Source organism: Polaribacter sp. (assembly GCF_051251875.1).
GTDB lineage: Bacteria > Bacteroidota > Bacteroidia > Flavobacteriales > Flavobacteriaceae > Polaribacter.
Genome location: NZ_JBPOGL010000017.1, coordinates 59,080 through 85,133, shown reverse-complemented (window position 1 = coordinate 85,133; position 26,054 = coordinate 59,080). Strand labels below are relative to the sequence as shown.

The following is a 26,054-nucleotide window of genomic DNA, read 5'->3' as shown; positions in this document are numbered from 1 at the left end:
GTATTAAGTATTAAGTATTAAGTATTAAGTATTAAGTATTAAGTATTAAGTATTAAGTATTAAGTATTAAGTATTAAAACTAAAAAAACTGGAGCTACTCAATCTTCATTAAAAAGAAAAATTCTACAAAATTTTAAAATCTTGTAGAATTATATGTCCTTATATAGTAAGAAATTATGTTGCTGGTTTGTATTCTTTTTTATCAATAACTATTTTAGCTATAATTTCTTTTAAGATTTCTGATGTTCCTCCACCAATGGGGCCTAATCTACTGTCTCTTAATAAACGCGCCATCGGATAATCTTCCATATAGCCATATCCGCCCAACATTTGTAGTGCGTCATAAATAACTTCGTCTGCCATTTTTGTTGCTAAAAACTTTGCCATACTTGCTTCTTTTACAACATACTGACCATGATTTAAGCGATTTGTGATTGAGTAATTGTACTCTTTACACATATCTACTCTACTTGCCATTTCGGCTATTTTATGTCTTAATACTTGAAATTGGTCTAAAGGTTTACCAAAGGCAACTCTTTCTTCCATATATTTAATGGCGTAATCTGTAGCAAATTCTGCTCTTGCATGGGCGTTTACCGCCATTACCAATCTCTCTAAAGCAAAATGCTGCATTATATATGGAAATCCTTTTCCTTCTTGACCCATTAAATTTGTTGCCGGAACTTCTACATTATCAAATGCAATTTCTCCTGTATCAGAGGCTTTCCAGCCAAGTTTATCTAACTTAGTTGCAGAAACGCCTTTTGCTGCTCTATCTACTACAAAAATGCTAATTCCTTTGTACTTGTTTGAAGGATCTGTTTTTGCTGCAACTATTAAATAATCTGAATACACACCGTTTGTAATAAAGGTTTTTGAGCCATTTAAAATATAAGTATCTCCTTTTTTTATGGCTGTAGAACGCATTCCTGCAACATCAGAGCCACCAAAAGGTTCTGTTATACACAAACAACCAATCATATCTCCTTCTACACTGGGTACTAAATATTTATTTTTGATAAAATCATCTCCTTCTTTAGCTAAATGTGTCATGGCTAAATATTGATGCGCCCACATGGCAGCGGCAAAACCACCCGAATTTATTTTTTGTAATTCTTCTAAAAAAATAACCGTATAAAATAAATCTAAATGTAAACCTCCAAATTCTTCTGGAGTATTTAAACCAAAATATCCCATTTCACCAAATTTCTTCCAAATGAAACGCTCTATGCTTCCATTTTTTTCCCATTTTTCTATGTGGGGAACTACTTCTTTCTGCAAAAATTCTTTGAAACTTGCACGAAAAGCTTCATGCTCTTCAGTAAAATACATACTGCTCATTATAATAGAAATTTGTGTGTTATTCAGCCACCAAATATAAGACTATTCTGTCATACAAATCTAGAGGAAAATTTGTGATATTTTTTAATTGTGATATTTCTTGAAGCTCAGCAACTTCATCTTTATAATTAAAAATTTTTATGCATAAATTATAATCAATATAGGGATTTTTTAACAATTCTTTAAAGGATACTGTATTTACATTTACCTTTTTTATAGTGGGTTTTTCAATAATTTTAAAGATGGCTAAAACTTTTTCTGCTACTTCTTTTTCCAAACCCCAAACTTCATTTAGTTGATAATCAAAAGAAAACCCTTGCAATTTAGTACGGTATTTAATAATACGTTCGGAAAGCTTCTCTCCTATTCCATAAACAGTTTTTAAGTCTTCTGCTGTTGCCTTATTAATATCTGTGGTGGTAATTTTATTCTTTAATTTATTAAAAGAGGATTGATTCTTTTTTGCTACTGATGAATTTGAATATTGTTTTTTTTGACTGTTTTTTACAATCCAATCTGGAAATTTAAAATATGGAGATATTTTATTTAATAAACTATCTGAAATTTTAGTTACTTTCTGAAATTCTTCTTTAGAATTCACAAACTTTTTGGTTTTTCTAAAAGCCAAAAGTCTGTCAATTTCCTCTATACACATGCCTAACTGTTCTCCTTTATAATCTGTGATATAATTAGGATTGAAAGGAAACACCTTGGGTTTTCTGTTTTCAATTTCTAGAAACTTTAAACTATCTATTTGTTTGTGAAACGCTAAAACTTGTGGAGTATTTACATCTGAATTTTCTTCTGAAGAAAAATTACCAAATACAATGACTAGTTGTAAAATAATGATACTTATTAGCAAAAAGAAAATCCCATTTCTTTGGCTTTTGTGATACCAGAAATGGGATTTAAAAAAATTCATTTTATTGTTTTTTTATTTTGTTTTTTTATGTCCGACTGCAGTTAGATATCTTTTTAATTCAACTTTTACTTTTGGTGCTAATAAGAGTAGTCCAATAATATTTGGAAACACCATGGCGAATATCATTGCATCAGAAAACTCAATTACAGAACCTAAACTAGAAGAGGCACCAATTACCACAAAAATTAAAAATAATGTTTTATAGGTGATGTCAACTATTTTACTTTTTCCAAATAAATACTTCCAACCTTGAATTCCGTAATAAGACCAAGAAAGCATGGTAGAAAAAGCAAATAAAATTACCGCTATAGTTAGTAAAATAGAAAAATTAGGAATGGCAGAATCAAAAGCTACTGAGGTTAAATCTACACCTCCCAAATGTTTACCAGTTTCATTCATAATTACATTACCACCTTCATCTAAATTTGAGTAATTAAATAAATTACTCTTTAAATTGGTTACCACAATTACCAAAGCGGTCATTGTACAAATAATTACAGTATCTACAAATGGACCAATTGAAGCTACTATACCTTCACTTGCAGGAAATCTTGTTTTTACAGCTGCATGTGCAATAGATGCAGAACCAACACCAGCCTCATTTGAAAAAGCTGCTCTTTGAAAACCAACAATCATTACCCCAATTAAACCTCCAACTACAGACGTTTGATTAAAAGCTCCGTCCCAAATTTGAACGATAGCGTCTGGAAGTATGGTAATATTCATACCAATAATTACCAAAGCAGCACCTACAAACATAATTCCCATAAACGGAACTATTTTTTCTGTTACTCGCCCTATTCTTTTAATTCCTCCAATAATTACAATTCCTACTAATATTGCCATTAAGATTCCAAAGAAAAACCCAGAATCTAGACCAAAAAGTTGTTTAAATTGTGCGGCTGCTTGGTTAGATTGAAACATGTTTCCACCGCCAAAAGAACCTCCAATAACAAATACTGCATAAACACCCGCTAAAACTTTACCTAAGCCACCTAACTTCTTTTCTTTTAATCCTTTCTTTAAATAATACATTGGCCCACCATAGATTTTTCCATCTTCGCCAACTTCTCTATATTTTACTCCTAAAGTAGCCTCTACTAATTTTGTAGACATTCCTAAAAAACCGGCAACAATCATCCAGATAGTAGCACCAGGACCACCAATTGCAATTGCCACTGCCACCCCAGCAATATTACCCAAACCTACAGTTGCAGATAATGCAGCTGTTAAAGCCTGAAAATGTGTAACTTCTCCTATAACTCCTTCTGCTTGTACACTTTCAAAAACATCTCCTCCAGGAGTTGGATCTCCAGCAGCTTCGTCTACAGAATGATGATCAATCTTATCATACTTACCTCTTGTTGCATGAAAAGCAACGCCCATTAAGGTTATATTGGCAAACTTAAAATACAAAGTAAAAAACAAGGCTCCTAATAATAAAACAATAATTACAATTGGAACATTTATACCTACGATGGAAATTGGATAAAAAACCACTGAACTAACAGCATCTGCAAACGGTTTAAATTGTGCTTCTATTTTTTCATCCATTGACATCTCTTGTGCAAAAGAGAACATTGGAAATGCTAATAAAAGCAATGAAAGAAGTTTTTTCTTCATAATATAATATGATTAGTTTAATTAATTAGTAACTCGCAATATCTTAAAAAAATGCTCTTTTGACAACTTTTAGTAGTTAAAAGTGTTTTTTAGATAACGGTTTGTTTAAATCGTTGTAAATCTTCTTTAAAAGTTTTCGGATAAAACCCTAAAACTTTGTTTGTTTTTGATAAATTGAAACCTGTTTTTGCAGGTCTTGGTGCTGTTTGATTTAAGGTAGCTGTAGATATTGGCTTTATCAAATTTTTATCTAAATTAAAGGCATCTGCAATTTGCCCGGCTATTTCATAAACACTTAATAGTTGGTTTGATGAAATATGATAAATTCCTGTAGCTTTTTTATCCATCGCTATTTTACACGCCAACGCTAAATCTTCTACATAAGTTGGTGTTCTAAACTGATCATCAACAATAGTAATCTCTTTGCCTTTTTCTAACATACTTTTTACCCAAAGTACAATATTACTTCGGCTCATATCAAAAACTTTTCCATATACCAAAATGGTTCTTAAAATAGTATAGTCTATTTCTGATTTTAATAAAAGTTGTTCTGATTTTAATTTTGATAATCCATAATAACTTAACGGATTTGGCGTATCCGTTTCTTTATAATTCCCTTTTTTTCCATCAAAAATAAAATCTGTGGAAAGATGAATTAAATGCACGTTTAATTGCTTTGAAATTTCTGCCAACCATTTTACAACGGTAACATTTAACAAGTCGCAACTTTCTTTATTATTTTCACAATCATCTACTTGCGTCATAGCAGCCGTGTTAAAAATAAAGTTGGGTTGAATTTCTTTGATCTTATTTTTTAATTTTTCTTCACTTGTAATATCAATAGAAACATAGGTAAAATCGTTTCTTCCGCTTCTGTTTTCTCCTCTTGAAAAACCAAAAACTTGGTACTTTTCTTTTTCTTGTAGCAATAAATTCAGTAATGATTGCCCTAACAATCCGTTACTACCAGTAATAATAACTTTATTCATAAATAAATAAGTTCCTTTTTATTATTCCTTTTTAAGTGAGCTTACCAAAAAAACAACACTTAAAATAGCTCTCTTAATTTTAAAATTTGATTACGTCTACCCAATACAATTAAATGAGAACCTTCAATTAATTTACAATCTGCTTCTGGGTTTATAATATATTCTTTATCCGGTTTTATAAAACCGATTACGGTACAACCTGTTTGCCTTCTTAAATCTAAATCTAACAACGTTTTATTCAAATATTTTTTTGGCAAATCATTTACATCTATCTCTTCTAAATTGGCTGTAGTTTCTCCTTCAATAGTTAATCTATCTACAAATTCTATAACATCTGGCGTAGTTACTAAAGATGCCATGTGATCTCCACCTAATTTATCTGGCATAATTACATTACTTGCTCCTGCAATTTTTAATTTACTGAAAGAAGAATCATTAGAAGCTCTACTAATTACTTTGCAATTTTTATTTAATTGACTCACCGTTAAAACAACAAATAAGTTATTTGCATCCGATGGCAAAGCAGTAATTAAAAAGGCTGCATTTTCTATTCCTGCCTTTAATAATGTTTCATCTAAAGTGGCATCACCATAAATATTTAAAACACCTTCTGCATCTAAAGTTTCAATTCTTTCTTTGTTTTTTTCAACAACAACAAATTTCTTATTGTAATTTTTTAACTTTAAAATTGCTTGTTTACCGTTTCTACCAAAACCACAAACAATGGTATGTCCTTTTAAATGTGCTATTTGTTTTTCCACTTTTTTATGTTTAAAATGTTCAAATAATTTACCGCTTACTAAATATTCTGAGAAAGCTGAAACTGCATAACCAAAAACAGTAATACTAGTTAAAATAAGAAATATTGTAAAAATTTTTTCTACAGGAGTAAATGGTCTCAATTCTCCAAAACCAACAGTAGTTACGGTAATAACAGTCATATACAACGCATCTACAAAAGTATAATGAGAAAGTAACATGTACCCAACCGTTCCCATTGCCAAAATGGAAATTACTAGAAATAAGGTTTTATTAATTTTAGATTCTAATATTTTCATACTTTATAAATCAAATACAGAACTTCTTTTTGTATACATCATGTCTTTTAATTTTAATAAAAATGCCAAGGTTAAGTAAAAGCCAAAAGACAGGCCTACTGTAAAAAAAGTAACATAAATAAAAAACAACCTTACGTTTTGCGCACGCATTCCAATTCTGTCTGCTAATCTTGATGAAACTTGAAATCCGTTTCTTTCAAAAAAATGTCGAATAGTATTTATCATTTACCTTCTAATATTTAAATGCAAGATAGTATTTTATCATTTGAAATCAATACATTTTAAATTTCTGTTTTCACAGAATTACTATTTTTACAAAAAGTTAAATATTAAAAGCATTAAACAATCATTCTTAGATTAAAATTGGATTCTTTAACTTTGCCTTTTTCCGAAAAAAACTCCTCATTTGAAAGACCAAGAATACATAGAAGTTTACGGGGCAAGAGTCCATAACTTAAAAAATATTGATGTAAAAATTCCTCGTGAAAAACTAGTTGTTATTACGGGTTTAAGCGGCAGCGGAAAATCTTCTTTAGCTTTTGATACTATTTATGCTGAAGGACAAAGACGTTATATTGAAACTTTTTCTGCATACGCGCGCCAATTTTTAGGCGGATTAGAAAGACCTGATGTTGATAAAATTGATGGCCTTTCGCCTGTTATTTCTATTGAACAGAAAACTACTAATAAAAGTCCGCGGTCTACAGTAGGAACCATTACAGAAATCTACGATTTTTTAAGATTGTTATTTGCCAGAGCTGCAGATGCCTATTCTTACAATACCGGAGAAAAAATGGTGAGTTATTCTGATGAACAAATAAGACAACTTATAATAACTGACTTTGCTGATAAAAAAATAGCCGTTTTAGCACCTTTAATTAAATCTAGAAAAGGGCATTATCGCGAACTTTTTGAACAAATTTCTAAACAAGGTTTTTTACGTGTTAGGGTTGATGGCGAAATAAAAGAAATTGAAAAAGGAATGCGTTTAGACAGGTACAAAACGCATGATATTGAAGTTGTTATTGATAGACTGTTAATTAATGAATCTGCAGAAAAACGCTTAGAAGAAACCATAAAAACCGCACTATATTCTGGCAATAATATTATGATGGTTATAGACATTGATAACAATGAACCTAGATATTTTAGTAGAGAATTAATGTGCCCAACAACGGGAATTGCATATCCTAATCCAGAACCAAATAACTTTTCTTTTAACTCACCAAAAGGTGCGTGTAACAAATGCAATGGATTGGGAATTATGAATGAAATAAACCTTCATAAAGTAATTCCAGACAATTCTATTTCTATACAAAATGGAGGAATTGTTCCTTTAGGAGCACAAAAAAGCAGTTGGATTTTTAAACAAATTCAAAATATTGCAGAACGTTACAAATTCAAATTAACAGACCCTATAAAAAGTATTCCAAAAGAAGCTTTAGATATAATTTTAAAAGGCGGCAATGAGTCTTTTGAAATCACCTCTAAAACAGTTGGAGTTACAAGAAATTATAAAATAGATTTTGAAGGAATTATCTCTTTTATTGAAAATCAATATGCAAATGCAGAAAGTACTACTATAAAACGTTGGGCAAAAGGTTTTATGGATGAAGTTTCTTGTGCAACTTGTGGCGGAAAAAGACTTAAAAAAGAAGCACTTCACTTTAAAGTTTCTGATAAAAACATCAGCGAATTGACACAAATGGATGTTACTGAACTTGCAAAATGGTTTAAACATATTGAGAAAAAATTATCAGAAAAACAACTTATTATAGCTTCAGAAATTTTAAAAGAAATTAGCACCAGAATTCAGTTTTTATTAGATGTTGGTTTAGATTATTTAAGCTTAGACAGAACTTCTAAATCCCTTTCTGGCGGAGAAGCACAAAGAATTCGCTTGGCAACACAAATTGGTTCTCAATTAGTGGGTGTGCTTTATATTTTAGATGAACCCAGTATTGGATTGCATCAACGTGATAATCAAAAACTAATAGATTCTTTGATAAAATTACGTGATATTGGAAACTCTGTTTTAGTGGTAGAACACGACAAAGACATGATGGAACATGCCGATTTTGTCTTTGATATTGGCCCTGGAGCAGGAAGACACGGAGGCGAAATTGTAAGCTCAGGAACTTTTGAAGAATTAAAAAAACAAAATACCTTAACGGCAGATTATTTAACAGGAAGAAAAGAAATTGAAATTCCGAAAAAACGCCGAAAAGGAAATGGAAAATTCATAACACTAAAAGGCGCTTCTGGCAACAATTTAAAAAATGTTTCTGTGGCGTTTCCTTTGGGAAAAATGATTTGTGTAACCGGTGTTTCTGGAAGTGGAAAATCAACCTTAATAAACGAAACTTTATACCCAATTTTAAATGCTCATATATATAGAGGTGTAAAAAAACCAATGCCTTATAAAAAAATTGAAGGCTTAGAACATGTAGATAAAGTAATAGATATAGACCAATCTCCTATCGGAAGAACACCACGTTCTAACCCAGCAACTTATACAGGAACTTTTGGAGAAATTAGAAGCTTGTTTGCCAAAACTCCAGAAGCTGCAATTCGCGGTTACAAACCAGGAAGATTCTCTTTTAATGTAAAAGGCGGACGTTGTGAAACTTGCCAAGGTGGCGGTGTAAGAGTTATTGAAATGAATTTTTTACCTGATGTTCATGTAGAGTGTGAAACTTGCCAAGGAAAGCGTTTTAACAGAGAAACCTTAGAAATTAGGTACAAAGGAAAATCTATTTCTGATGTTCTTAATATGACCATTGAAGATGCTACAGATTTCTTTGAAATGATTCCTAAAATTCATAGAAAACTAAAAACAATAAAAAATGTTGGACTAGGTTATATCACCTTAGGACAGCAATCTACCACCCTTTCTGGTGGTGAAGCGCAGCGTATAAAATTAGCTACAGAACTCTCTAAAAGAGATACTGGCAATACTTTTTATATTTTAGACGAACCTACAACGGGTCTTCATTTTGAAGATATTAGAGTATTAATGGACGTTTTAAACAAACTTGCCAACAAAGGAAATACTGTATTAATTATTGAACATAATTTAGATGTGGTAAAATTAGCAGATTATATTATTGATGTTGGTATGGAAGGCGGAAAAAAAGGAGGTAAAATTCTATGCACAGGAACCCCTGAGGAAGTTGCCAAACATACAACCAGCTATACCGCTAAATTCCTTAAAAAAGAATTAAAATAAAATTTGTAACATTCACAGCAGCAAAATGTTGAAAAAGAACTAATTTAGCAAGCATTTCTTTTTTTGAAAAAGGAAAAAAAATAAAGTATACATTATGACAAATGACGATAGAAAAATAAGAGAAAAACTACAACAAAAAACTTGGAACGAAATAAAAACAAACGATTCTTGGGCTATTTTTAAAATTATGGCAGAATTTGTAGAGGGCTATGAACGTTTAAGTAAAGTAGGTCCTTCGGTATCTATTTTTGGATCAGCAAGAACAAAACCAGACCATCCTTATTATGTTTTGGCAGAAGAAATTGCTTTTAAATTAACACAAAATGGATATGGTGTTATTACTGGCGGTGGACCAGGAATTATGGAAGCTGGTAATAAAGGTGCACATAGAGGTAAAGGAAGTTCTGTTGGCTTAAATATTGAACTCCCTTTTGAGCAACATGACAACCCATGGATAGACCAAGGAAAAAGTTTAGATTTCGATTACTTTTTTGTTCGTAAAGTAATGTTTGTAAAATACTCTCAAGGCTTTATTGTTATGCCTGGTGGTTTTGGTACTATGGATGAACTTTTTGAAGCTATTACATTAATTCAAACACATAAAATTGGTCGTTTTCCTATTGTTTTGGTTGGTAAAAAATTCTGGGGTGGCTTGTTAGACTGGATTAAAAATACACTTATTGAAGAAGGAAATATAAGTGAAAAGGATTTGAATCTTTTTAGATTGGTAGACACCGCAGATGAAGCTATAGATCACTTAAATAAGTTTTACACCAAGTATCAGTTAAAACCAAATTTTTAAAAGCAAACCATTTTAAAGAAGTAATATATAATTGAAAACTCGTTTTTACATAATATTCATTGCCTTTTTTATAGCCATACAAACTTTTGGGCAACAAAATGTTATACATATAAAATCTATTTTAGATGTTGATAAAAATGAATTACAGATACAGCAAGAAATTGTATATTACAATACTTCCGACAGTATTTTAAATGTTGTTTATTTGCACAATTGGCCCAATAGTTTTAAAAATAGAAAAACTCCGCTAAGTAAACGTTTTATTGAAAATTTTAAAAAAGACTTCTATTTTGCCAAAAAGGAAGATTTAGGAAACACCAATATAAAAAATGTCTCTGTAAATTTCGAAAACACTTTCTCTAACGAAGTCGCAGGGCAACCAGATATTCTTAGAGTAGAACTCAAAACTCCTCTGCAACCAAAAGATAGTATTATAATTACATCTCTTTATCAAGTAAAAATACCCAATGCAAAATTTACGGGTTATGGTAAAACCGATGAAGGGTATCATTTACGTTTTTGGTACTTAACGCCTGCTGTTTATAACAAGGGTTGGCAATTAATGAGCAATCTTAATATTGATGATTTATATGAAGCAGGCACAGATTTTACCATAGAAATTGATGTACCTAAAGAATATATTGTTGAAAGTAATTTATACCAATATGAAACACAGAAAGAAAATTACAATCATTACTATTTAGTTGGAAAAAACAAAACAGATATCATTTTAGGTATCAACAAAAAACCGCAATTAAAAACATTTAAAACAAAGAAAATTGCTGTTCATACCGATGTTTTTTCGGAAGAGTTAGACTATGAAGTAACCACCAATATTTTAAATAGGGAAATAGAATTTATCGAAAAATATTTGGGAAAATATCCTCATTTAGAAATCTATATAGACAAAGCAACCCAACGCAAAAACCCTATATATGGTTTAAATCAGTTACCCAGTTTTTTACGCCCTTTCTCTGATGTTTTTAAATGGGACATTACCATGTTTAAAGCCCTCACAAAAAGATGCATAGAAAACACCTTGCTTTTAAATAAAAGAGAAGATTATTGGCTCATAGATGGTATTCAGAATTATTTAATGATTGAATATATAGAAGAATTTTACCCGGAAGTTAAATTATTAGGAAATGCTTCTAATTCTTGGCTCTTAAAAAAATTCAATATTTCAAAATTAGATTTTAATGATAAATATCCATTTATTTATCAATTTACGGCTCGTAAATTTTTAGATCAAGCGTTAACGGTGCCTTTAGACTCTTTATCAAATTTTAATAGAAGAATTGCAAGTAAGTATAAAGCTGGCTTAGGTTTTAGGTATTTAAAAGGGTATTTAGGAGATAGTATTATCAACACAACAATTAAAGAATTTTATCAAAACAATCAACTTAAAATTACTTCTAGCAAACAATTTAAAGAATTATTGGCTCAAAATACTACTAAAAATTTAGATTGGTTTTTTAACGATTTTATAAAAACAAATAAAAAAATAGATCATAAAATAGAGGCTATTGTTCCTCAAAAAGATAGTTTACAAGTAACCATAAAAAATAAAAGAAACATAACAACTCCTGTTGCTTTGTATGCTTTAAAAGACAACGAGATTCAATTAAAAAAATGGATTACAAATGTAGATAGCACAAAGACCGTAAAAATTATAAAGGGAAATTATGATAAACTCGTTTTAAATTATGAAAATTTATATCCTGAATATAATACATTAGACAATTGGAAAAACGTGCAAAAAAAGTTATTTAATAAACCTTTAAAATTAACTTTTATAAAAGACATTGAAGCGCCAGATTACAATCAAATTTTTTATCAACCAAATATAAAATACAACTTTTACGACGGTTTAATTTTAGGTTTAAATTTACATAACAAACCTTTACTTAAACGTAATTTAGAATTTAGTCTTTCTCCTGCTTACGGAACAAAAAGTGGCTCTTTGGCAGGAAGTGCTTCTATAAGATACAGTCAATTTTATGAAAACTCAAACATTTATAAAATCTCTTATGGCCTTGCCGGAAACAGCTTACAATACGCTCCAGAATTAACCTATACCTCTTTTATACCTTATGTAGATGTACTATTTAACAGAAAGTCTTTAAGAGAAACTAGTAGCAGATCTATAAGAGCAAAAATGGTACATATAGATAAAGAAGTTGCTCCACAAACACAACAAACAGACCAAGATAATTACAACGTATTTAGTTTGAGTTATAATTATAGTAAACCAGACATTATTAAAGAATTACGATATAGTTTTAGCACAGAGTTTGCGAAAGATTTTTCTAAAGCAGCCTTAGATTTACGTTTTAGAACCTTAACTTCTTCAGATACTCAATTAGATTTTAGATTTTTTGCTGGTGCATTTTTAAGCAATAAAACAACCAGTAATTATTTTAGTTTTGGTTTAGACAGAGCTAATGATTACTTGTTTCAATTAAATTATTATGGTAGATCAGAAAATTCAGGTTTTTTTAGTCAACAATACATTATAAACGAAGGTGGTTTTAAATCTGTTTTACCTACAAGATTTGCAAACCAATACATGGTTTCTTTTAATTCTAGCATTGGTTTATGGCGTTGGGTAGAGCTCTATAATGATGTTGCTTTTTTAAAAAACAAAAACAACCCGCTTTATTTTGCCTATGAAAGCGGAATTCGCTTTAACTTTGTTCATGAATATTTTGAAATCTATTTTCCTATGTATTCTAATAATGGTTGGGAAGTTGGACAAAACAAGTATTCAGAAAAAATAAGATTTACCATTACTGCGAATATAAAATCTCTTATTAATTTTTTCAAGCGCGGCTTTTTATAGAAAATGCACATTAAACAAAGTGCATTTTAAAAAACCATTATACCTGTTTAAATAATTCGTAACAAAAAATCATTATTTCGAATTAAAATTACTATATTCTCATAAAAAGAAAAACATTTTAAATATCAACTAAATAATTTTAACTTTGCATTCATCCAAACTTATATAAATGCCAGAAGAGACACTTTCACCTATTAAACAAGAACTATCTTTTAACGAATTTAAAAAAGAAGTACTAAATGACTATAGAATTGCTAAAATTAGTAGAGAATGTAGTTTATTAGGCAGAAGAGAAGTCTTAACAGGCAAGGCTAAATTTGGTATTTTTGGTGATGGAAAAGAGGTGCCACAATTGGCCATGGCAAAAGCCTTTAAAAAAGGCGATTTTAGATCTGGTTATTATAGAGATCAAACTTTTATGATGGCTATTGGAGAGTTAACCCCACAACAATTTTTTGCTGGTTTATACGCACATACAGACATTACCTCAGAACCTATGTCTGCTGGTAGACAAATGGGCGGTCATTTTGCTACACATAGTTTAAACGAAGATGGAAGCTGGAAAAACCTAATGCAACAATACAATTCTAGTGCAGACATTTCGCCAACCGCTGCTCAAATGCCCCGTTTATTGGGTTTAGCACAGGCATCAAAAATATATAGAAACGAAAAAAGCGTACAAAACAACACTAATTTTTCTATCAACGGAAATGAAGTTGCTTGGGGAACAATAGGTAATGCAAGTACTAGCGAAGGTGTTTTTTTTGAAACTATAAATGCTGCTGGTGTTTTACAAGTACCTATGGTTATGAGTGTTTGGGATGATGAATATGGAATTTCTGTTCACGCAAAACATCAAACCACCAAAGAAAGTATTTCTGAAGCTTTAAAAGGTTTTCAAAAAGAAAATGGAAAAAATGGTTATCAAATATTAGTTGTTAAAGGTTGGGATTATGTACAATTAATAGATGTTTATAGCAAAGCATCTAAAATTGCAAGAGAAGAACATGTGCCGGTTTTAATACACGTACACCAACTAACACAACCACAAGGCCACTCTACTTCTGGTTCTCATGAAAGATATAAATCTACCGAAAGATTAAAATGGGAGAAAAATTTTGATTGCATTACTAAAATGCGTCAATGGCTTTTAGAGTTTGAACTAGAAACCGAAACCGGAGAAACTTTACGGTTTGTAAATTCTGAAGAAGAACTTATATTATTAGAAAAAGAAGCAAAAAAAGAAGTTGCTGCAGCAAAAAGAAATGCCTGGAATGCACACAGCAATGAAATAAAAGAAGAAGTTAACATTGCCATTAAGCTTTTAGAAAAAGTAGCTTCCAAAAGTAAAAACAATGCTTTTATTTCAAAAATTAAAAACGACTTAAAACTTATTGTTGAACCTGTTAGAAAGGATATTTTAAGCGCAACTAGAAAAACACTGCGATATATTAGAGACGAAAAATTTCCTGAAAAAATCGAACTTCAGAATTTTATTAAAATTTCTATGCAAGATGCCTACTATAAATACTCGTCTTTTTTAATGAGTGAAACCAATTTAGGCGCATTACATGTTCAAGAAATTAAACCTAAATACTCTCAAAAAGAACAACTTGTAGACGCAAGAATTATTATGAGAGACAACTTTAACGCCATTTTAAAGAAATACCCAGAGGTACTAATTTTTGGTGAAGATGCCGGTTTAATTGGCGATGTGAATCAAGGCTTAGAAGGTTTACAAGCAAAATATGGTAACATTAGAGTTGCAGATACCGGTATTAGAGAAGCCACTATTATTGGTCAAGGAATTGGTTTGGCTTTGCGTGGGTTAAGACCCATTGCAGAAATACAATATTTAGATTATTTATTGTATGCGCTACAAATTTTAAGTGATGATTTAGCAACACTACATTACAGAACTTTTGGAAAACAAAAAGCACCTTTAATTATAAGAACTCGTGGTCATCGGTTAGAAGGTATTTGGCATGCAGGTTCTCCTATGGGAGGCATTATTAATAACATTAGAGGTATACATGTTTTAGTTCCTAGAAACATGATAAAAGCAGCAGGTTTTTATAACACTCTTTTAGAAGGAGATGAGCCCGCCTTAGTTATAGAATGTTTAAATGGTTACAGATTAAAAGAAAAATTACCTGTAAACTTAGGAGAATTTAAAACTCCTATTGGCTTGGTAGAAACTATAAAAGAAGGTCAAGATATTACGGTAGTTTCTTACGGTTCTACCTTGCGTTTGGTACAAAGTGCAGCTAATGAATTAGCACAGATAGGTATTGATATAGAAATTATAGATGCACAGAGTTTATTACCATTTGATTTACAACAAGATTGTGTAAAAAGTGTTGCAAAAACAAATAAATTATTAGTGGTAGATGAAGATGTACCCGGTGGTGCTTCTGCCTACATCTTACAAAAGATCATAGAAGATCAAAACGGATATCAATATTTAGATAGCAAACCTGCAACCCTAACTTCAAAAGCACATAGACCTGCATACGGTACAGATGGTGATTATTTTTCGAAACCATCTGAAGAAGATATTTTCGAAAAAATATATGAAATCATGCACGAGTCTAATCCTAACAAGTTTGCAAATTTGTATTCATAGAAAATATAAATTTATATATTTTAAACAAATCCAATGTATATTTATGTTGGATTTTTTTTTATTGATGTTCTAAAATAGTGTCGAAATAAAACAATAAAAGCCGTGATAATAAAATCACGACTTTCTTTTTTGAATTTTGTATGCAATAAATTTAATCCCCCAATTAAACTACTACATATAATCTCAAAATTCAAATCAAAGATAGTGTTGATTTATGGTTCTACTCAAAAAAAACAACAACAAAACTACTACAAGTAGAAAAATTATTCACTAAAACTACTATATTTGCACAACAAAAAGGATTACACCCATAGAAATGAAAAGATTACAAGCATTAAAAAGAATTATTACCTTACTTATATTATTTCAAGTAAGCAGCTATTTCTCTCAAGATTTACTTATTAAAAATGAAGATTCTTGGCATTATTATGATGATGATTATTTAGAAAATGATTGGATACAACAATCAGAATTTTCTAATTGGAAGTTTGGTAAATCACCATTAGGATATGGAAGTGATCAAATAAACACAGTACTTAATTTTGGAGATAATAAAGAGCAAAAACACATAACAAAGTATTTTAAAAAGAAATTAGTTATTCAAAACACCTATGTTGCTTATCAATTTAAAATTCTTAGTGATGACGGAGCAATGGTTTATATAAACGGCAAAGAACTTATTAGAGAGAACATGCCTAATTCTTCCATCGGTAATACTACTTTAGCTGCAAGCACTATTAAAGGGGAGGCTGAACATCTATTTAAAGAATATTACTTTGATAATTCTATTTTTAATGAAGGAGAGAATACAATAAGTATTTCAGTACATCAAGTACATACATACTCTAGTGACTGTATTTTTAGTTTAGAACTCATTGGTCATCATAATCCTGAAGTTTTAAAAAGCGTAATAGATGATCATAATAAAAGTAACCAAGAATTAAAATATAGAATAAAAGATTTAAACACAAAGTTTGAATTTGAAAAAATTTCTGTTCAAAAAGAAAGATTAGAAGACACCAATTTTTATTTAAGAATTTTATTGTATTTATTCTGTTTTTTAGGTGTTTTATTAGTTCTAGGCTATTATTTTATTCTTGAATATTCAAAAAAAAATAAGAAAGAACTTGAACTAAAACAAATTACGTTATCCGCTAAAATCTTAGAAAAAGATAAAGAAATGATTACTTTATCTACCAATATACTGCACAATAAGCAATATTTTAAAGAAATTAAAGCAGATTTAAAAGGAATTAAAACGGACGAAAAAGGAATTATAAAAGGAATCATAAAGCAAATAGATTACGTTTTAGAAAGAGATGACGATTGGCATATTTTAAAAGAACATTTTAATGCTGTATATGACAATTTTTACGATAAATTAAATGAAAAACATCCCACACTTTCCGAAACTGAATTAAGACACTGCATGTTTATTAAACTACATATGCACACAAAAGAAATTGCAAGAATACTTTTAATAGACCCAAGATCTGTACAAACCGGAAGATATAGAATTAAAAAGAAAATGAATTTAAATGAAAATGAAGATTTAAGAGACTATCTATTAAAGTTTATTTAAAACTTTAATAGATCTAAGGTTTTGCTACGCTGAATTTTTTTTGTTTCCGTTTCAATAAAATCATCAATAAAATAAATTTCTCTGGGTATTTCAATTTTAGAAAGTGAAGTTCGTTTTTTTATTTCAACATGAAATAAATCTTTAAATTTTGATGTTTTTAATTGTTCTAGTTCCACAATTAAAACAAGCTTTTGCCCTAGTTTTTTATCTGGAATTCCTGCTACAAAAAAACGTTGTTCAATAATTTTAGATAATTTTTCTTCTATTTTTTCTGGATGTAATTTAATACCACCAGAATTAATTACAGCATCAAATCTACCCAACCATTTAAACTGTGTATCAGAAATTAATTGAACCACATCATTTGTAAAAATGATTTCTTTTGATACTTTTTGTGCATCTATTACCAAACAGTTTCTTTGGTCTTTGTAAATAGTAACGTTGGGCAATGTCTTATAATATCCACTTAAAAATTCTTGATAAGAATCTATATTATTAGATTTATTTACTTGTTTTTCTGTGGAAGAAAAAAAACAATTCAACTTTTTTACCGCAATATGTGTAATGGTTTCGGTCATACCATAGGTAGCAAAAGCTTCTGTAGTAACCAATTGTAATTTTTCTTGTAATTGTATAGAAACCACACCTCCACCAATAATTAATTTTTTAATTTTATAGAGTTCATCTAATGAATTTGATACTTGTAACGGAACCATCGCAGAGAAATCATACTCTTTTACAATCCCACGAAGTGGATAAGAACTTGGATGTACAACATCTAAATGCCATCCTAAAGTAAGCGCTCTCACCATCATTAATTTACCAGCAATATAGGCCATTGGCAAACACAAAAGCGCTGTAGTCTTTTTCTTTAAATTAAAATGTTTTCCTGTAGCTAAAGCTGAATTTACAATCCTTTTTTTTTGCAGTCGAATAGGTTTGGGTTTTCCTGTAGAACCTGAAGTATTTACGATGATAAAATCATCCTCAGAAAACCAGTTTTGTAAAAAAATAAAGGAATCTTCAGAAACATTTTGTACGTAACTTAACAATTCATCTACAGATGTAAATGAAATACCATTCAGCTTAAAATTTTTATGAAATTTATTCAATTTTAACATCTTCTAAAACTCTATAATTTTCTTTTAAATTAACAGGTTTTACAATTTTTCCTGTTAATTTTTCTTTCCAATTACTCCATCCATATTTTTTAGAAAATACAACTAATAATAATGGATACAATACCAAAACTGGGAAAAACATTTCCCAACCCACAGAAGGTTCAGAAGTATCTATATACAACGCATCGGTTTGAAAAACTGTCCAATCTGTAGTTACAAAAAAGGCGGCAACAATATTATTTATGGCGTGCAATCCCATTGCTAATTCTGTACCTTCATCCATTAATGTTGTAATTCCGTATAAAAAACCAGTACCAATGTAAAAAACCATTGTAATATACCCCAGTTTTTCTACTTCAGGATTTGAGCCATGCAATAAGCCAAAACAAACAGATGTTAAAATTAATGGAAGCCAACGGTTTTTTGCTAAAATCCCTAAGCCTTGCATAAAATATCCTCTAAATAATAATTCTTCAAAGGAAGTTTGAAAAGGTAAAAACAAAAAAGAAATTACCAACAAAGTAAAAAAAGGAGTTGCGTTAAAATTCCATATATAATTTTCTGGACTCACCAAAATTCCTGCATAAATTACAAGCGCACTAACAACACCCCAACTCATAAAACCAAACCAAAACCGTTTCCAATCTATCTTTTTTCTACTTGTTATTAATGAAGTAATTGTTCTTTTATGAACATATTTTACACCAATAAATAATGCTATTAAGCCCATTAAAAACATAAAAATCATTAAGGCTAAAAACAAATTACTGTTAATGCCTAAACTCATAAAATTATTTTGTGCCGCTTTTGTAAATTCTAACATATCTGCAGAATACATAACGGCCACAGCGGTTAATGGTAAAACGCCAATAAATTGCCATCCGGCAAAGACTAAAATTATGGTAATTACCCAATGATACCATTCATTTTTACCTTTATAGGCTTGTTGTATGTAATTCATTTGTTTTTATTTGAGAATTTCTGAATCAATATCAGAATATTATTTTACTAAATTAAAATTCCAATTTTTGGAAATATCATACTGTAAAGTTCCGTTTTTTACAACCAACGGACTATCAAAATTATTGATAAATAAACCTCCAGTTCCTAAACCTTGTGGCATTTTACTTTGTAAAGTATAGGTAAATTGTGCAATGGCATTTAAACCAATATTACTTTCTAATGCAGACGTAATCCACCAACCACAGTTGTTATTATTGGCTAATTTAATCCATTCTGTACTTCCTGCAAAACCACCAATTAAACTTGGTTTTAAAATAATAAATTGAGGTTGAATAGTTTCTAATAAAGCCTTTTTATCTTCCGAAGAAAACACACCAATTAATTCTTCATCTAAGGCAATTGGCAATGGAGTTTTAGAACATAATTCTGCCATTTCTTGAACCTGACCTTGTTTTATTGGTTGTTCTATAGAATGAATTTCTAAAGCCGCCAATCTTTTTAATTTCTCTAATGCATTCTTAGAATTAAAAGCGCCGTTTGCATCTACTCTTAATTCAATTTCTTTGGATGAAAATTCTTTTCGGATAGATTTTAACAAGTTTATTTCTGTCTCAAAATCAATTGCACCAATTTTCATTTTAATGCAAGAAAAACCCGTTTTAAGCTTTTCTTTGATTTGATTTTTCATAAACTCTTGTTCTCCCATCCAAATTAACCCATTTATAGCAATTGCTTTTTTTCCTGTTGTAAATTCTGATGGAAATAACTCAAATTTATGTGTGCTTCTAAGTGATAAAAAAGCCTGTTCTAATCCAAATTGAATTGAAGGAAAATGAGACAATTGAGGTAGTAATTTTTCTAAACCTTGATTGATGTTTTTACAAACCTCAATGAGTTTATTTTCATAATTTTCAACATCATCAAAACTTAAACCTCTAAACAAACCCGTTTCTCCAACTCCTATTTTTCCATTTTGGTCTAAAATAATAAACCAAGTTTCTTTCGTTCTTAAAATTCCTCGTGAAGTTCCACTTGGGTTTTTAAAATTTAAAATATACTTTATGTAGGTTGCTTTTATCAATAGAAAAAAATATTAAATTAAACAGAAACACTCGTGTAAAAAGGCAATCATACAAATTAACAGAAATAAAGAAAACGAAAAACTATTATTTTTCTACTTCTTCTCCAACTGTTTCGCTTTCTACATACTCCTTAAAATTATTTAAATACGATTGATCTTGTTCTTGAAAAGTACCTTTAAAAAAAGGAAACACACACGCCATAATATAAGAATCGCTTTGGCAATTAGCGTGTAACGTAATGGTTGTAATTCCATCTTTTTCTGTAAAAAGATAGTCATCAGTTTTTAGCATATTTTCTGCATCAAAAAACAAAGTTACCTTTTCGTTTTTAACATAGGCCAACACTTTTTCTGTCATGGCAATTTCTTGTCCTTGATTTTCTACAACAATTTTATATACACTGCCTGTTTTTCCTGGATTTTCATTTACAACATCAAAAGATTTTACTTCTGGAATCCATTTTTTTATATTTTCTGAATTGTTAAACATTTTAAAAACATCATTAACAGACTTATTAACAGAGACTTCTGCAGAATAACTAGTTTCCTTTACAAGTAAACCTGTCACTAAAAAACCAACAACGAATACCGTAATGATTATTAAAATTATTTTTATTGTTTTCATCTTTATATACTTGTATTTTCTCCTATTTCTAATAATATCAATTCTTTTCCTTTCCCAGAAAACTGAGTAATAGCTTTATCTTTATCAATTTCTATAGGAGGAAAAGTATTAAAATGACATCCTATTATTTTGTTACATGCTACTAAATCACTAGCTATTATTGCATCTTCTATGCCCATTGTAAAAGTATCTCCTATTGGAAAAATGGCAGCATTTAATTTTACAAACATTGGTATTAGTTTCATATCCATTGTTAATGCAGTATCACCAGCCACATAAAGATTTTTATCTTTTGAAGAAATTACAAAACCTCCAGGTTCTCCACCATATGTGCCATCTGCAAATGAAGAAGTGTGAATAGCATTTACGTATTTGGCTTTAAAATTAGCCGACACAAACGTACCGCCATGATTTATTGGGTACACATTTAATTCTTTAGCTTGATAATACATTGCAATCTCATAATTAGAAACAATAACTGCTTTTGTTCTTTTTGCAATTACTTCTACATCTAAAACATGGTCTTGATGTGCGTGTGTAATTAAAATAAAATCTGCTTTTAAAACAGCAATATCTATTTCAGATGCCAATAAATTGCCCGAAATAAATGGATCTACTAAAATAGTACTTGCATCTATTTCTATGGAAAAACAAGAATGACCTAAAAATTTAATATTCATAACTAAAATTGTATTTGTTTATTAAATTATAAAAGTTGCCCTATTCCAAAAAGTAAGGCAAACAGAAACGTACTTAATGCAACTTTCTTTAATTCACTATCTAATTCTGCAAAAATAACGTTTTTTGCTACTAGCATTACATTGAATCCTAAAGGTATAAAAGCAACTAAAAACATGAGCTGAAATGGTGAATAATAATCTAAAAACACATAAATTAGTGCAGAAACCAATGCGCCTATAATTAAAAAATAATGATAAAATTTTGCTTTTTGACTCCCTAATTTAACTACTAATGTATTTTTATTATTCTTTTTATCTTCAATTTGATCTCTCATATTATTCAAATTTAATACAGCAGCGCTTAACAAGCCTATTGAAATTGCTGGTAAAAAAATTTGTAAATTAATCTGTTTTGTATGTAAAAAATAACTTCCAACTACACTTAACAATCCAAAGAATAGAAATACAAAAACATCACCAAAACCACTATACCCATAAGCAGAATTACCTACAGTATATTTAATAGCCGCCGCTATAGACGCAATTCCTAAAAGTAAAAACAAGATAGAATACCCAAAATTTTCTTTTCCAAAAGATACAAAAATCAAAAGTAATGCTATAATTAAGGTGATACTTGTAGTAAGTATCATAGCCAATTTCATTTGCTTCGGAGAAATAACCCCAGAAGAAACCATTCTTGCTTCTCCTGTTCTATTATTATCAGATCCTTTTATACCATCGCCATAATCGTTAGCAAAATTAGACAAAACTTGAAAACCAACAGTGGTTAAAATTGCCAACCAAAAGATAGAAGATTCCCAAATGTTCATTTTTATACTGCCTTCAGAAAAAACATCATTATTTCCTAAAAAACTTCCAACAATAATTCCTGAAACAGACAAAGGTAAAGTTCTTAAACGCGCCGCTTTAATGTAATTTAAAATACTCATACACCTATAAAAAATACATTAATTAACAAGCACTAATTACTTAAAGCTTCTTTAATATTAATTGGTTTTCCGTTTTTTACCGCTTGTACAAAAGCATCAGAATATGTAGTTAAAAGCAATTTTCTAGCAGCTCTGGCTTCTTTATAAGTAGCAAATTGACCAAATCTATATTTTGTTAAATTATCTTCATGAAAAACCTGAATATCCTTAAGAGCATCAAAGTTGGCATTGCTTTTCTTTAATGCCGCTATTTGAACAGTAAAAAAAAGCGTAGGAATTTCTTCAACCTCCACGATTTCTTTAATAGTGTCTTTTACAATAGGTGTGTCTATTTTAATAGGTGCTTTTTTAACTTCTTTTTTGTCACAAGAAGCAACAAAAGCACTAAAAACGAGTAAAATTAAAATTTTTTTCATAGTTATAAATGATTAGCTTCTGCAATTAATTCTGCAATATCTTTTACTAAAACTTCAGCCTCTTTTTCTTTAAACTTAATTCCGTCCGTCATCATTGTATTGCAATATGGGCAACCCGTTGCAATAATATTTGGTTTGGTTTCTAAGGCGTCTTCTGTTCTTAACACATTAATTTCCTTATCACCTTTTTCTGCATCTTTAAACATCTGCGCCCCTCCTGCTCCGCAACACAAAGCTGTGTTTTTGTGACGTTTCATTTCAGTTAAATTTACGCCTAATTTTTTTATCAAATCTCTCGGAGATTCATAAACATCATTAGCTCTTCCTAAATAACAAGGATCGTGAAAGGTAATTCTTTTTCCTTTTAAGGTGGTATCATCAATTTTTAAACGTCCTTCCTTTATTAAATTTTGAATAAATTGTGTATGATGAAAAACCTCATATTTTCCTCCTAAACCAGGATATTCATTCTTTAAAGTATTAAACGAATGAGGATCGCAGGTTACTATTTTTTTGATTTCATAACCATTTAAAACCTCTATATTCATCATAGCCTGCATTTGAAATAGAAACTCATTTCCAGCTCTTTTTGCGGCATCTCCTGTAGAAGATTCTTCGGTTCCTAAAACGGCAAAGTCTACCTTTGCTTCATGTAATATTTTTACAAATGCTCTCGATATTTTTTTGGCTCTATCATCATAACTACCTGCTGCGCCCACCCAAAACAACACTTCTGGTTGTTTACCTTGCGCCATCATATCTGCCATTGTTGGTACTATCATAAATTACAAATTTTTAATTATAAATTATGAATTAAAGCAATTCGTAATTGATAATTGTTAATTGAAAAATTGTTTACTCTTCGTTAGCCCAGTTTAATCTGTCTTGTTGATTGTATTGCCAAGGCGCTCCATTATTTTCGATGTTTGTCATCATCATATTTAATTCTTGAGGAGCAGCACTTTCTTCCATCACTAAATATCTTCGCATCTCCATAATAATAGACAATGGGTCTATATTTACAGGGCATTCTTCTACACAAGCATTACAACTTGTACACGCCCATAATTCTTCTGGAGAGATATAATCATTTAACAATTGTTTTCCATCATCAACAAACGTTCCTTTATTTGCATCTATATTTCTACCAACTTCTTCTAAACGATCACGAGTGTCCATCATGATTTTTCTTGGTGATAATTCTTTACCCGTTAAGTTTGCCGGGCATGACGATGTACACCTACCACATTCCGTACAAGTGTAGGCATTTAATAATTGTACCCAATTTAAATCGGTAACATCAGAAGCCCCAAATTTTTCTGGAACTGTTTCTTCTTCTCCTTCTGCTGGCGCTGCGTACGGATCCGCTTCTGGGTCCATCATTAACTTTACCTCATTGGTAACAGATTCTAAATTATTAAATTGTCCTTTTGGATTTAGATTGGCAAAATAGGTATTTGGAAACGCCAATAAAATATGCAAATGTTTAGAATAATATAAGTAATTTAAAAATACTAAAATCCCTAAAATATGAATCCACCAAGCAGTTCTTTCTATAAAATGAACAGATTCTGCTGAAAAACCTTCAAAAAAAGGTGTAATAAACTGACTGATTGGATTACCAACTCCTGCCTCTTGAAATGTGGTATCTGTGGCGTTCATTACCAAAAACAAGGTCATTAACACCATTTCAAAATATAGAATGTTATTTCCATCATTTTTGGGCCAACCTTTCATTTCTTTACTAAGAAAACGTTGTATGTTAGATACATTTCTACGCAACCAAAAAAGAATTACAGCTACAAAAACTAAGGCAGCTAAAATTTCAAAGAACCCTATTAAAAAACCGTAAAAACCATTACCCAAAACACCTTTAAATATTCTGTGCGTTCCGAATAAACCATCAATTACAATTTCTAAAACTTCTATATTTATGATGATAAAACCAACGTATACTATAATGTGTAAAAATCCTGAGAATGGTCTTTTTACCATTTTAGATTGCCCTAGCGCAATCTTAATCATGTTTTTTAATCGTTCAGGCTTTTTATCTGTTCGATCAACATCTTTCCCTAGTTTTATATTTCTTGATAATTTGCGAATATTCATCACAAAAAAACCAATTCCTAGCGTAAGAGCAAGTGCAAAAATTATGTTTGGTAAATACTGCATTTATATGATTTAAAAAGTGTTATTATTCTTCTATTTCCTTTGTTTCTTCTGGCTTGTATTCTTTTGCTTTTCTGCCAAATAAAGAAAAGTGTACAAATCTTTTTGGATGTAATTTAAGTTCTCTCAACAACTCTTCTAATTCTTTTGTAGCGTTGTCTAAATTTGTGTACACAGCATCATCCGTCATTAATTTACCAAGTGAACCTTTACCTGTTTTAACTCCTTCTAACAAAGAGTTTACAGAACTTAATGCTTGTTCTGCGTTTCTCATAATTCCGCCAATATTTGCTTGTACTAATGTGTCTGAAACTTTAGCAAAATTCTCTGTAATTTTTTTAGTATTTCTAAGAGTTCCTTTCAATTCTGCGGTACTAGAATCTATCATATTTCTAGAAGATTTCATTAGTTTTCTAACATCAGAAATGGTAAATTCTAGATTACGCATAGAACGTTTTAAGCTCATTTTAGTTTCTTTATCTAAAAGTTCATTCACACTTTTAAACAAAGAATCTGCACTAACCATTACATGTTCTAATTTTGTCTGAATAGGATCTAATCTTTCTCCTAAAGAAGTAAACAAACTAGACTCTAACTTTCCTTCTAAAGTATCTCCGGAAACCGCCATTTCGCCTTCATAATTAGGTATAATAGCTAAATTAGAACCTCCTAACGGACTTGGTGAATAAATTTTAACAACACTCTTTTTAGAAAACTGAAAATCATTATCTAGAGAAAAACGGACTATTAATTGCCCTCTATTTTCTATACTTTTGTCAAATTCAATTTCATCAATTTTACCAACTTTTAATCCATTTATGGTTACCAAGCTAGATTTGCTAAGCCCTGCAATATTATTATATTCCACCTTAAAATAACGTGAATTACGGTCAAACATATTCTGACCTTTTAAAAAATTAAAGCCCCAGATAAAAAGCACTATAATACTTACTGCGGCAATTCCAATTTTTAATTGTTTAGACATCTAAAGAAATTTAGTAACAATATTACTAATAATTTTTGGGAGAAACCGCC

At 30.2% G+C, this 26,054-nt stretch carries 21 protein-coding genes; 5 read left to right on the top strand and 16 right to left on the bottom strand.

Annotated features, from left to right (window positions below; genetic code table 11):
• Positions 1-174: 174 nt before the first annotated feature.
• From ACSHW5_RS09485 to ACSHW5_RS09460, 6 genes are all read right to left on the bottom strand, one after another.
• Positions 175-1,341 carry an acyl-CoA dehydrogenase family protein gene (locus ACSHW5_RS09485; RefSeq protein ID WP_435675887.1) on the bottom strand — a complete coding sequence of 389 codons (1,167 nt, stop codon included), beginning with the start codon at positions 1,339-1,341 and terminating at the stop codon, positions 175-177.
• A 19-nt stretch (positions 1,342-1,360) separates the two neighbouring features.
• Positions 1,361-2,263 (bottom strand): helix-hairpin-helix domain-containing protein, encoded by a 903-nt coding sequence (locus ACSHW5_RS09480; RefSeq protein ID WP_435675886.1) that lies wholly within the window; start codon positions 2,261-2,263, stop codon positions 1,361-1,363.
• 12 nt (positions 2,264-2,275) lie between these two features.
• Positions 2,276-3,886 (bottom strand): alanine/glycine:cation symporter family protein, encoded by a 1,611-nt coding sequence (locus tag ACSHW5_RS09475; protein WP_435675885.1) that lies wholly within the window; start codon positions 3,884-3,886, stop codon positions 2,276-2,278.
• A gap of 89 nt (positions 3,887-3,975) precedes the next feature.
• Complete coding sequence (gene rfbD / locus ACSHW5_RS09470; RefSeq protein ID WP_435675884.1) at positions 3,976-4,875, bottom strand: dTDP-4-dehydrorhamnose reductase; 900 nt, start codon at positions 4,873-4,875, stop codon at positions 3,976-3,978.
• Positions 4,876-4,934: 59 nt separating this feature from the next.
• Positions 4,935-5,933: a potassium channel family protein gene (locus ACSHW5_RS09465; RefSeq protein WP_435675883.1), complete on the bottom strand. Its 999-nt coding sequence runs from the start codon at positions 5,931-5,933 to the stop codon at positions 4,935-4,937.
• 3 nt (positions 5,934-5,936) lie between these two features.
• A complete protein-coding gene (locus ACSHW5_RS09460) occupies positions 5,937-6,158 on the bottom strand; it encodes a PspC domain-containing protein (RefSeq protein WP_435675882.1) in 222 nt (73 codons plus the stop codon).
• Between the two features lie 181 nt (positions 6,159-6,339).
• On the opposite strand from ACSHW5_RS09460, the gene uvrA reads away from it, so the two are divergent.
• From uvrA to ACSHW5_RS09435, 5 genes are all read left to right on the top strand, one after another.
• A complete protein-coding gene (gene uvrA / locus ACSHW5_RS09455) occupies positions 6,340-9,162 on the top strand; it encodes an excinuclease ABC subunit UvrA (RefSeq protein WP_435675881.1) in 2,823 nt (940 codons plus the stop codon).
• Between the two features lie 94 nt (positions 9,163-9,256).
• Positions 9,257-9,964, top strand: a complete 708-nt coding sequence (locus ACSHW5_RS09450) for a TIGR00730 family Rossman fold protein (protein ID WP_435675880.1) — start codon at positions 9,257-9,259, stop codon at positions 9,962-9,964.
• Between the two features lie 31 nt (positions 9,965-9,995).
• Positions 9,996-12,806, top strand: coding sequence for an aminopeptidase (locus ACSHW5_RS09445; protein ID WP_435675879.1), 2,811 nt, complete (start codon positions 9,996-9,998; stop codon positions 12,804-12,806).
• Between the two features lie 169 nt (positions 12,807-12,975).
• Positions 12,976-15,432, top strand: coding sequence for an alpha-ketoacid dehydrogenase subunit alpha/beta (locus ACSHW5_RS09440; RefSeq protein ID WP_435675878.1), 2,457 nt, complete (start codon positions 12,976-12,978; stop codon positions 15,430-15,432).
• A gap of 316 nt (positions 15,433-15,748) precedes the next feature.
• Entirely contained in the window at positions 15,749-17,014 is a 1,266-nt protein-coding gene (locus ACSHW5_RS09435; protein WP_435675877.1) for a hypothetical protein, read from the top strand.
• Here ACSHW5_RS09435 and ACSHW5_RS09430 read toward each other — a convergent pair.
• The 10 genes from ACSHW5_RS09430 to ACSHW5_RS09385 all read right to left on the bottom strand — a co-directional run bounded on the left by ACSHW5_RS09430 (position 17,011) and on the right by ACSHW5_RS09385 (position 26,004).
• Entirely contained in the window at positions 17,011-18,135 is a 1,125-nt protein-coding gene (locus ACSHW5_RS09430; RefSeq protein WP_435675876.1) for an AMP-binding protein, read from the bottom strand. The genes ACSHW5_RS09435 and ACSHW5_RS09430 overlap by 4 nt on opposite strands.
• Positions 18,119-19,096, bottom strand: a complete 978-nt coding sequence (locus ACSHW5_RS09425; protein ID WP_435675875.1) for a lysostaphin resistance A-like protein — start codon at positions 19,094-19,096, stop codon at positions 18,119-18,121. Before ACSHW5_RS09425 ends, ACSHW5_RS09430 begins: the two co-directional genes overlap by 17 nt.
• A 39-nt stretch (positions 19,097-19,135) precedes the next feature.
• Entirely contained in the window at positions 19,136-20,179 is a 1,044-nt protein-coding gene (locus ACSHW5_RS09420) for an o-succinylbenzoate synthase (protein ID WP_435675874.1), read from the bottom strand.
• An 85-nt stretch (positions 20,180-20,264) separates the two neighbouring features.
• A complete protein-coding gene (locus ACSHW5_RS09415) occupies positions 20,265-20,804 on the bottom strand; it encodes an SRPBCC family protein (protein ID WP_435675873.1) in 540 nt (179 codons plus the stop codon).
• Between the two features lie 2 nt (positions 20,805-20,806).
• A complete protein-coding gene (locus ACSHW5_RS09410) occupies positions 20,807-21,484 on the bottom strand; it encodes a metal-dependent hydrolase (protein ID WP_435675872.1) in 678 nt (225 codons plus the stop codon).
• Positions 21,485-21,510: 26 nt separating this feature from the next.
• Positions 21,511-22,434: a 1,4-dihydroxy-2-naphthoate octaprenyltransferase gene (menA, locus tag ACSHW5_RS09405; RefSeq protein WP_435675871.1), complete on the bottom strand. Its 924-nt coding sequence runs from the start codon at positions 22,432-22,434 to the stop codon at positions 21,511-21,513.
• A 32-nt stretch (positions 22,435-22,466) separates the two neighbouring features.
• Positions 22,467-22,850 carry an SPOR domain-containing protein gene (locus tag ACSHW5_RS09400; protein ID WP_435675870.1) on the bottom strand — a complete coding sequence of 128 codons (384 nt, stop codon included), beginning with the start codon at positions 22,848-22,850 and terminating at the stop codon, positions 22,467-22,469.
• 2 nt (positions 22,851-22,852) lie between these two features.
• Positions 22,853-23,632: a (Fe-S)-binding protein gene (locus ACSHW5_RS09395; protein ID WP_435675869.1), complete on the bottom strand. Its 780-nt coding sequence runs from the start codon at positions 23,630-23,632 to the stop codon at positions 22,853-22,855.
• Positions 23,633-23,705: 73 nt separating this feature from the next.
• Entirely contained in the window at positions 23,706-25,022 is a 1,317-nt protein-coding gene (locus ACSHW5_RS09390; protein WP_435675868.1) for a 4Fe-4S dicluster domain-containing protein, read from the bottom strand.
• A 22-nt stretch (positions 25,023-25,044) separates the two neighbouring features.
• Entirely contained in the window at positions 25,045-26,004 is a 960-nt protein-coding gene (locus ACSHW5_RS09385) for an MlaD family protein (RefSeq protein ID WP_435675867.1), read from the bottom strand.
• Positions 26,005-26,054: the final 50 nt, after the last annotated feature.

Bases quoted from the DNA above. Each gene is read 5' to 3' on its own strand.
- ACSHW5_RS09485 (WP_435675887.1), bottom strand. From the start codon at position 1,341: ATGAGCAGTATGTATTTTACTGAAGAGCATGAAGCTTTTCGTGCAAGT.
- ACSHW5_RS09480 (WP_435675886.1), bottom strand. From the start codon at position 2,263: ATGAATTTTTTTAAATCCCATTTCTGGTATCACAAAAGCCAAAGAAAT.
- ACSHW5_RS09475 (WP_435675885.1), bottom strand. From the start codon at position 3,886: ATGAAGAAAAAACTTCTTTCATTGCTTTTATTAGCATTTCCAATGTTC.
- rfbD (WP_435675884.1), bottom strand. From the start codon at position 4,875: ATGAATAAAGTTATTATTACTGGTAGTAACGGATTGTTAGGGCAATCA.
- ACSHW5_RS09465 (WP_435675883.1), bottom strand. From the start codon at position 5,933: ATGAAAATATTAGAATCTAAAATTAATAAAACCTTATTTCTAGTAATT.
- ACSHW5_RS09460 (WP_435675882.1), bottom strand. From the start codon at position 6,158: ATGATAAATACTATTCGACATTTTTTTGAAAGAAACGGATTTCAAGTT.
- ACSHW5_RS09450 (WP_435675880.1), top strand. From the start codon at position 9,257: ATGACAAATGACGATAGAAAAATAAGAGAAAAACTACAACAAAAAACT.
- ACSHW5_RS09440 (WP_435675878.1), top strand. From the start codon at position 12,976: ATGCCAGAAGAGACACTTTCACCTATTAAACAAGAACTATCTTTTAAC.
- ACSHW5_RS09435 (WP_435675877.1), top strand. From the start codon at position 15,749: ATGAAAAGATTACAAGCATTAAAAAGAATTATTACCTTACTTATATTA.
- ACSHW5_RS09430 (WP_435675876.1), bottom strand. From the start codon at position 18,135: ATGTTAAAATTGAATAAATTTCATAAAAATTTTAAGCTGAATGGTATT.
- ACSHW5_RS09425 (WP_435675875.1), bottom strand. From the start codon at position 19,096: ATGAATTACATACAACAAGCCTATAAAGGTAAAAATGAATGGTATCAT.
- ACSHW5_RS09415 (WP_435675873.1), bottom strand. From the start codon at position 20,804: ATGAAAACAATAAAAATAATTTTAATAATCATTACGGTATTCGTTGTT.
- ACSHW5_RS09410 (WP_435675872.1), bottom strand. From the start codon at position 21,484: ATGAATATTAAATTTTTAGGTCATTCTTGTTTTTCCATAGAAATAGAT.
- menA (WP_435675871.1), bottom strand. From the start codon at position 22,434: ATGAGTATTTTAAATTACATTAAAGCGGCGCGTTTAAGAACTTTACCT.
- ACSHW5_RS09400 (WP_435675870.1), bottom strand. From the start codon at position 22,850: ATGAAAAAAATTTTAATTTTACTCGTTTTTAGTGCTTTTGTTGCTTCT.
- ACSHW5_RS09395 (WP_435675869.1), bottom strand. From the start codon at position 23,632: ATGATAGTACCAACAATGGCAGATATGATGGCGCAAGGTAAACAACCA.
- ACSHW5_RS09390 (WP_435675868.1), bottom strand. From the start codon at position 25,022: ATGCAGTATTTACCAAACATAATTTTTGCACTTGCTCTTACGCTAGGA.
- ACSHW5_RS09385 (WP_435675867.1), bottom strand. From the start codon at position 26,004: ATGTCTAAACAATTAAAAATTGGAATTGCCGCAGTAAGTATTATAGTG.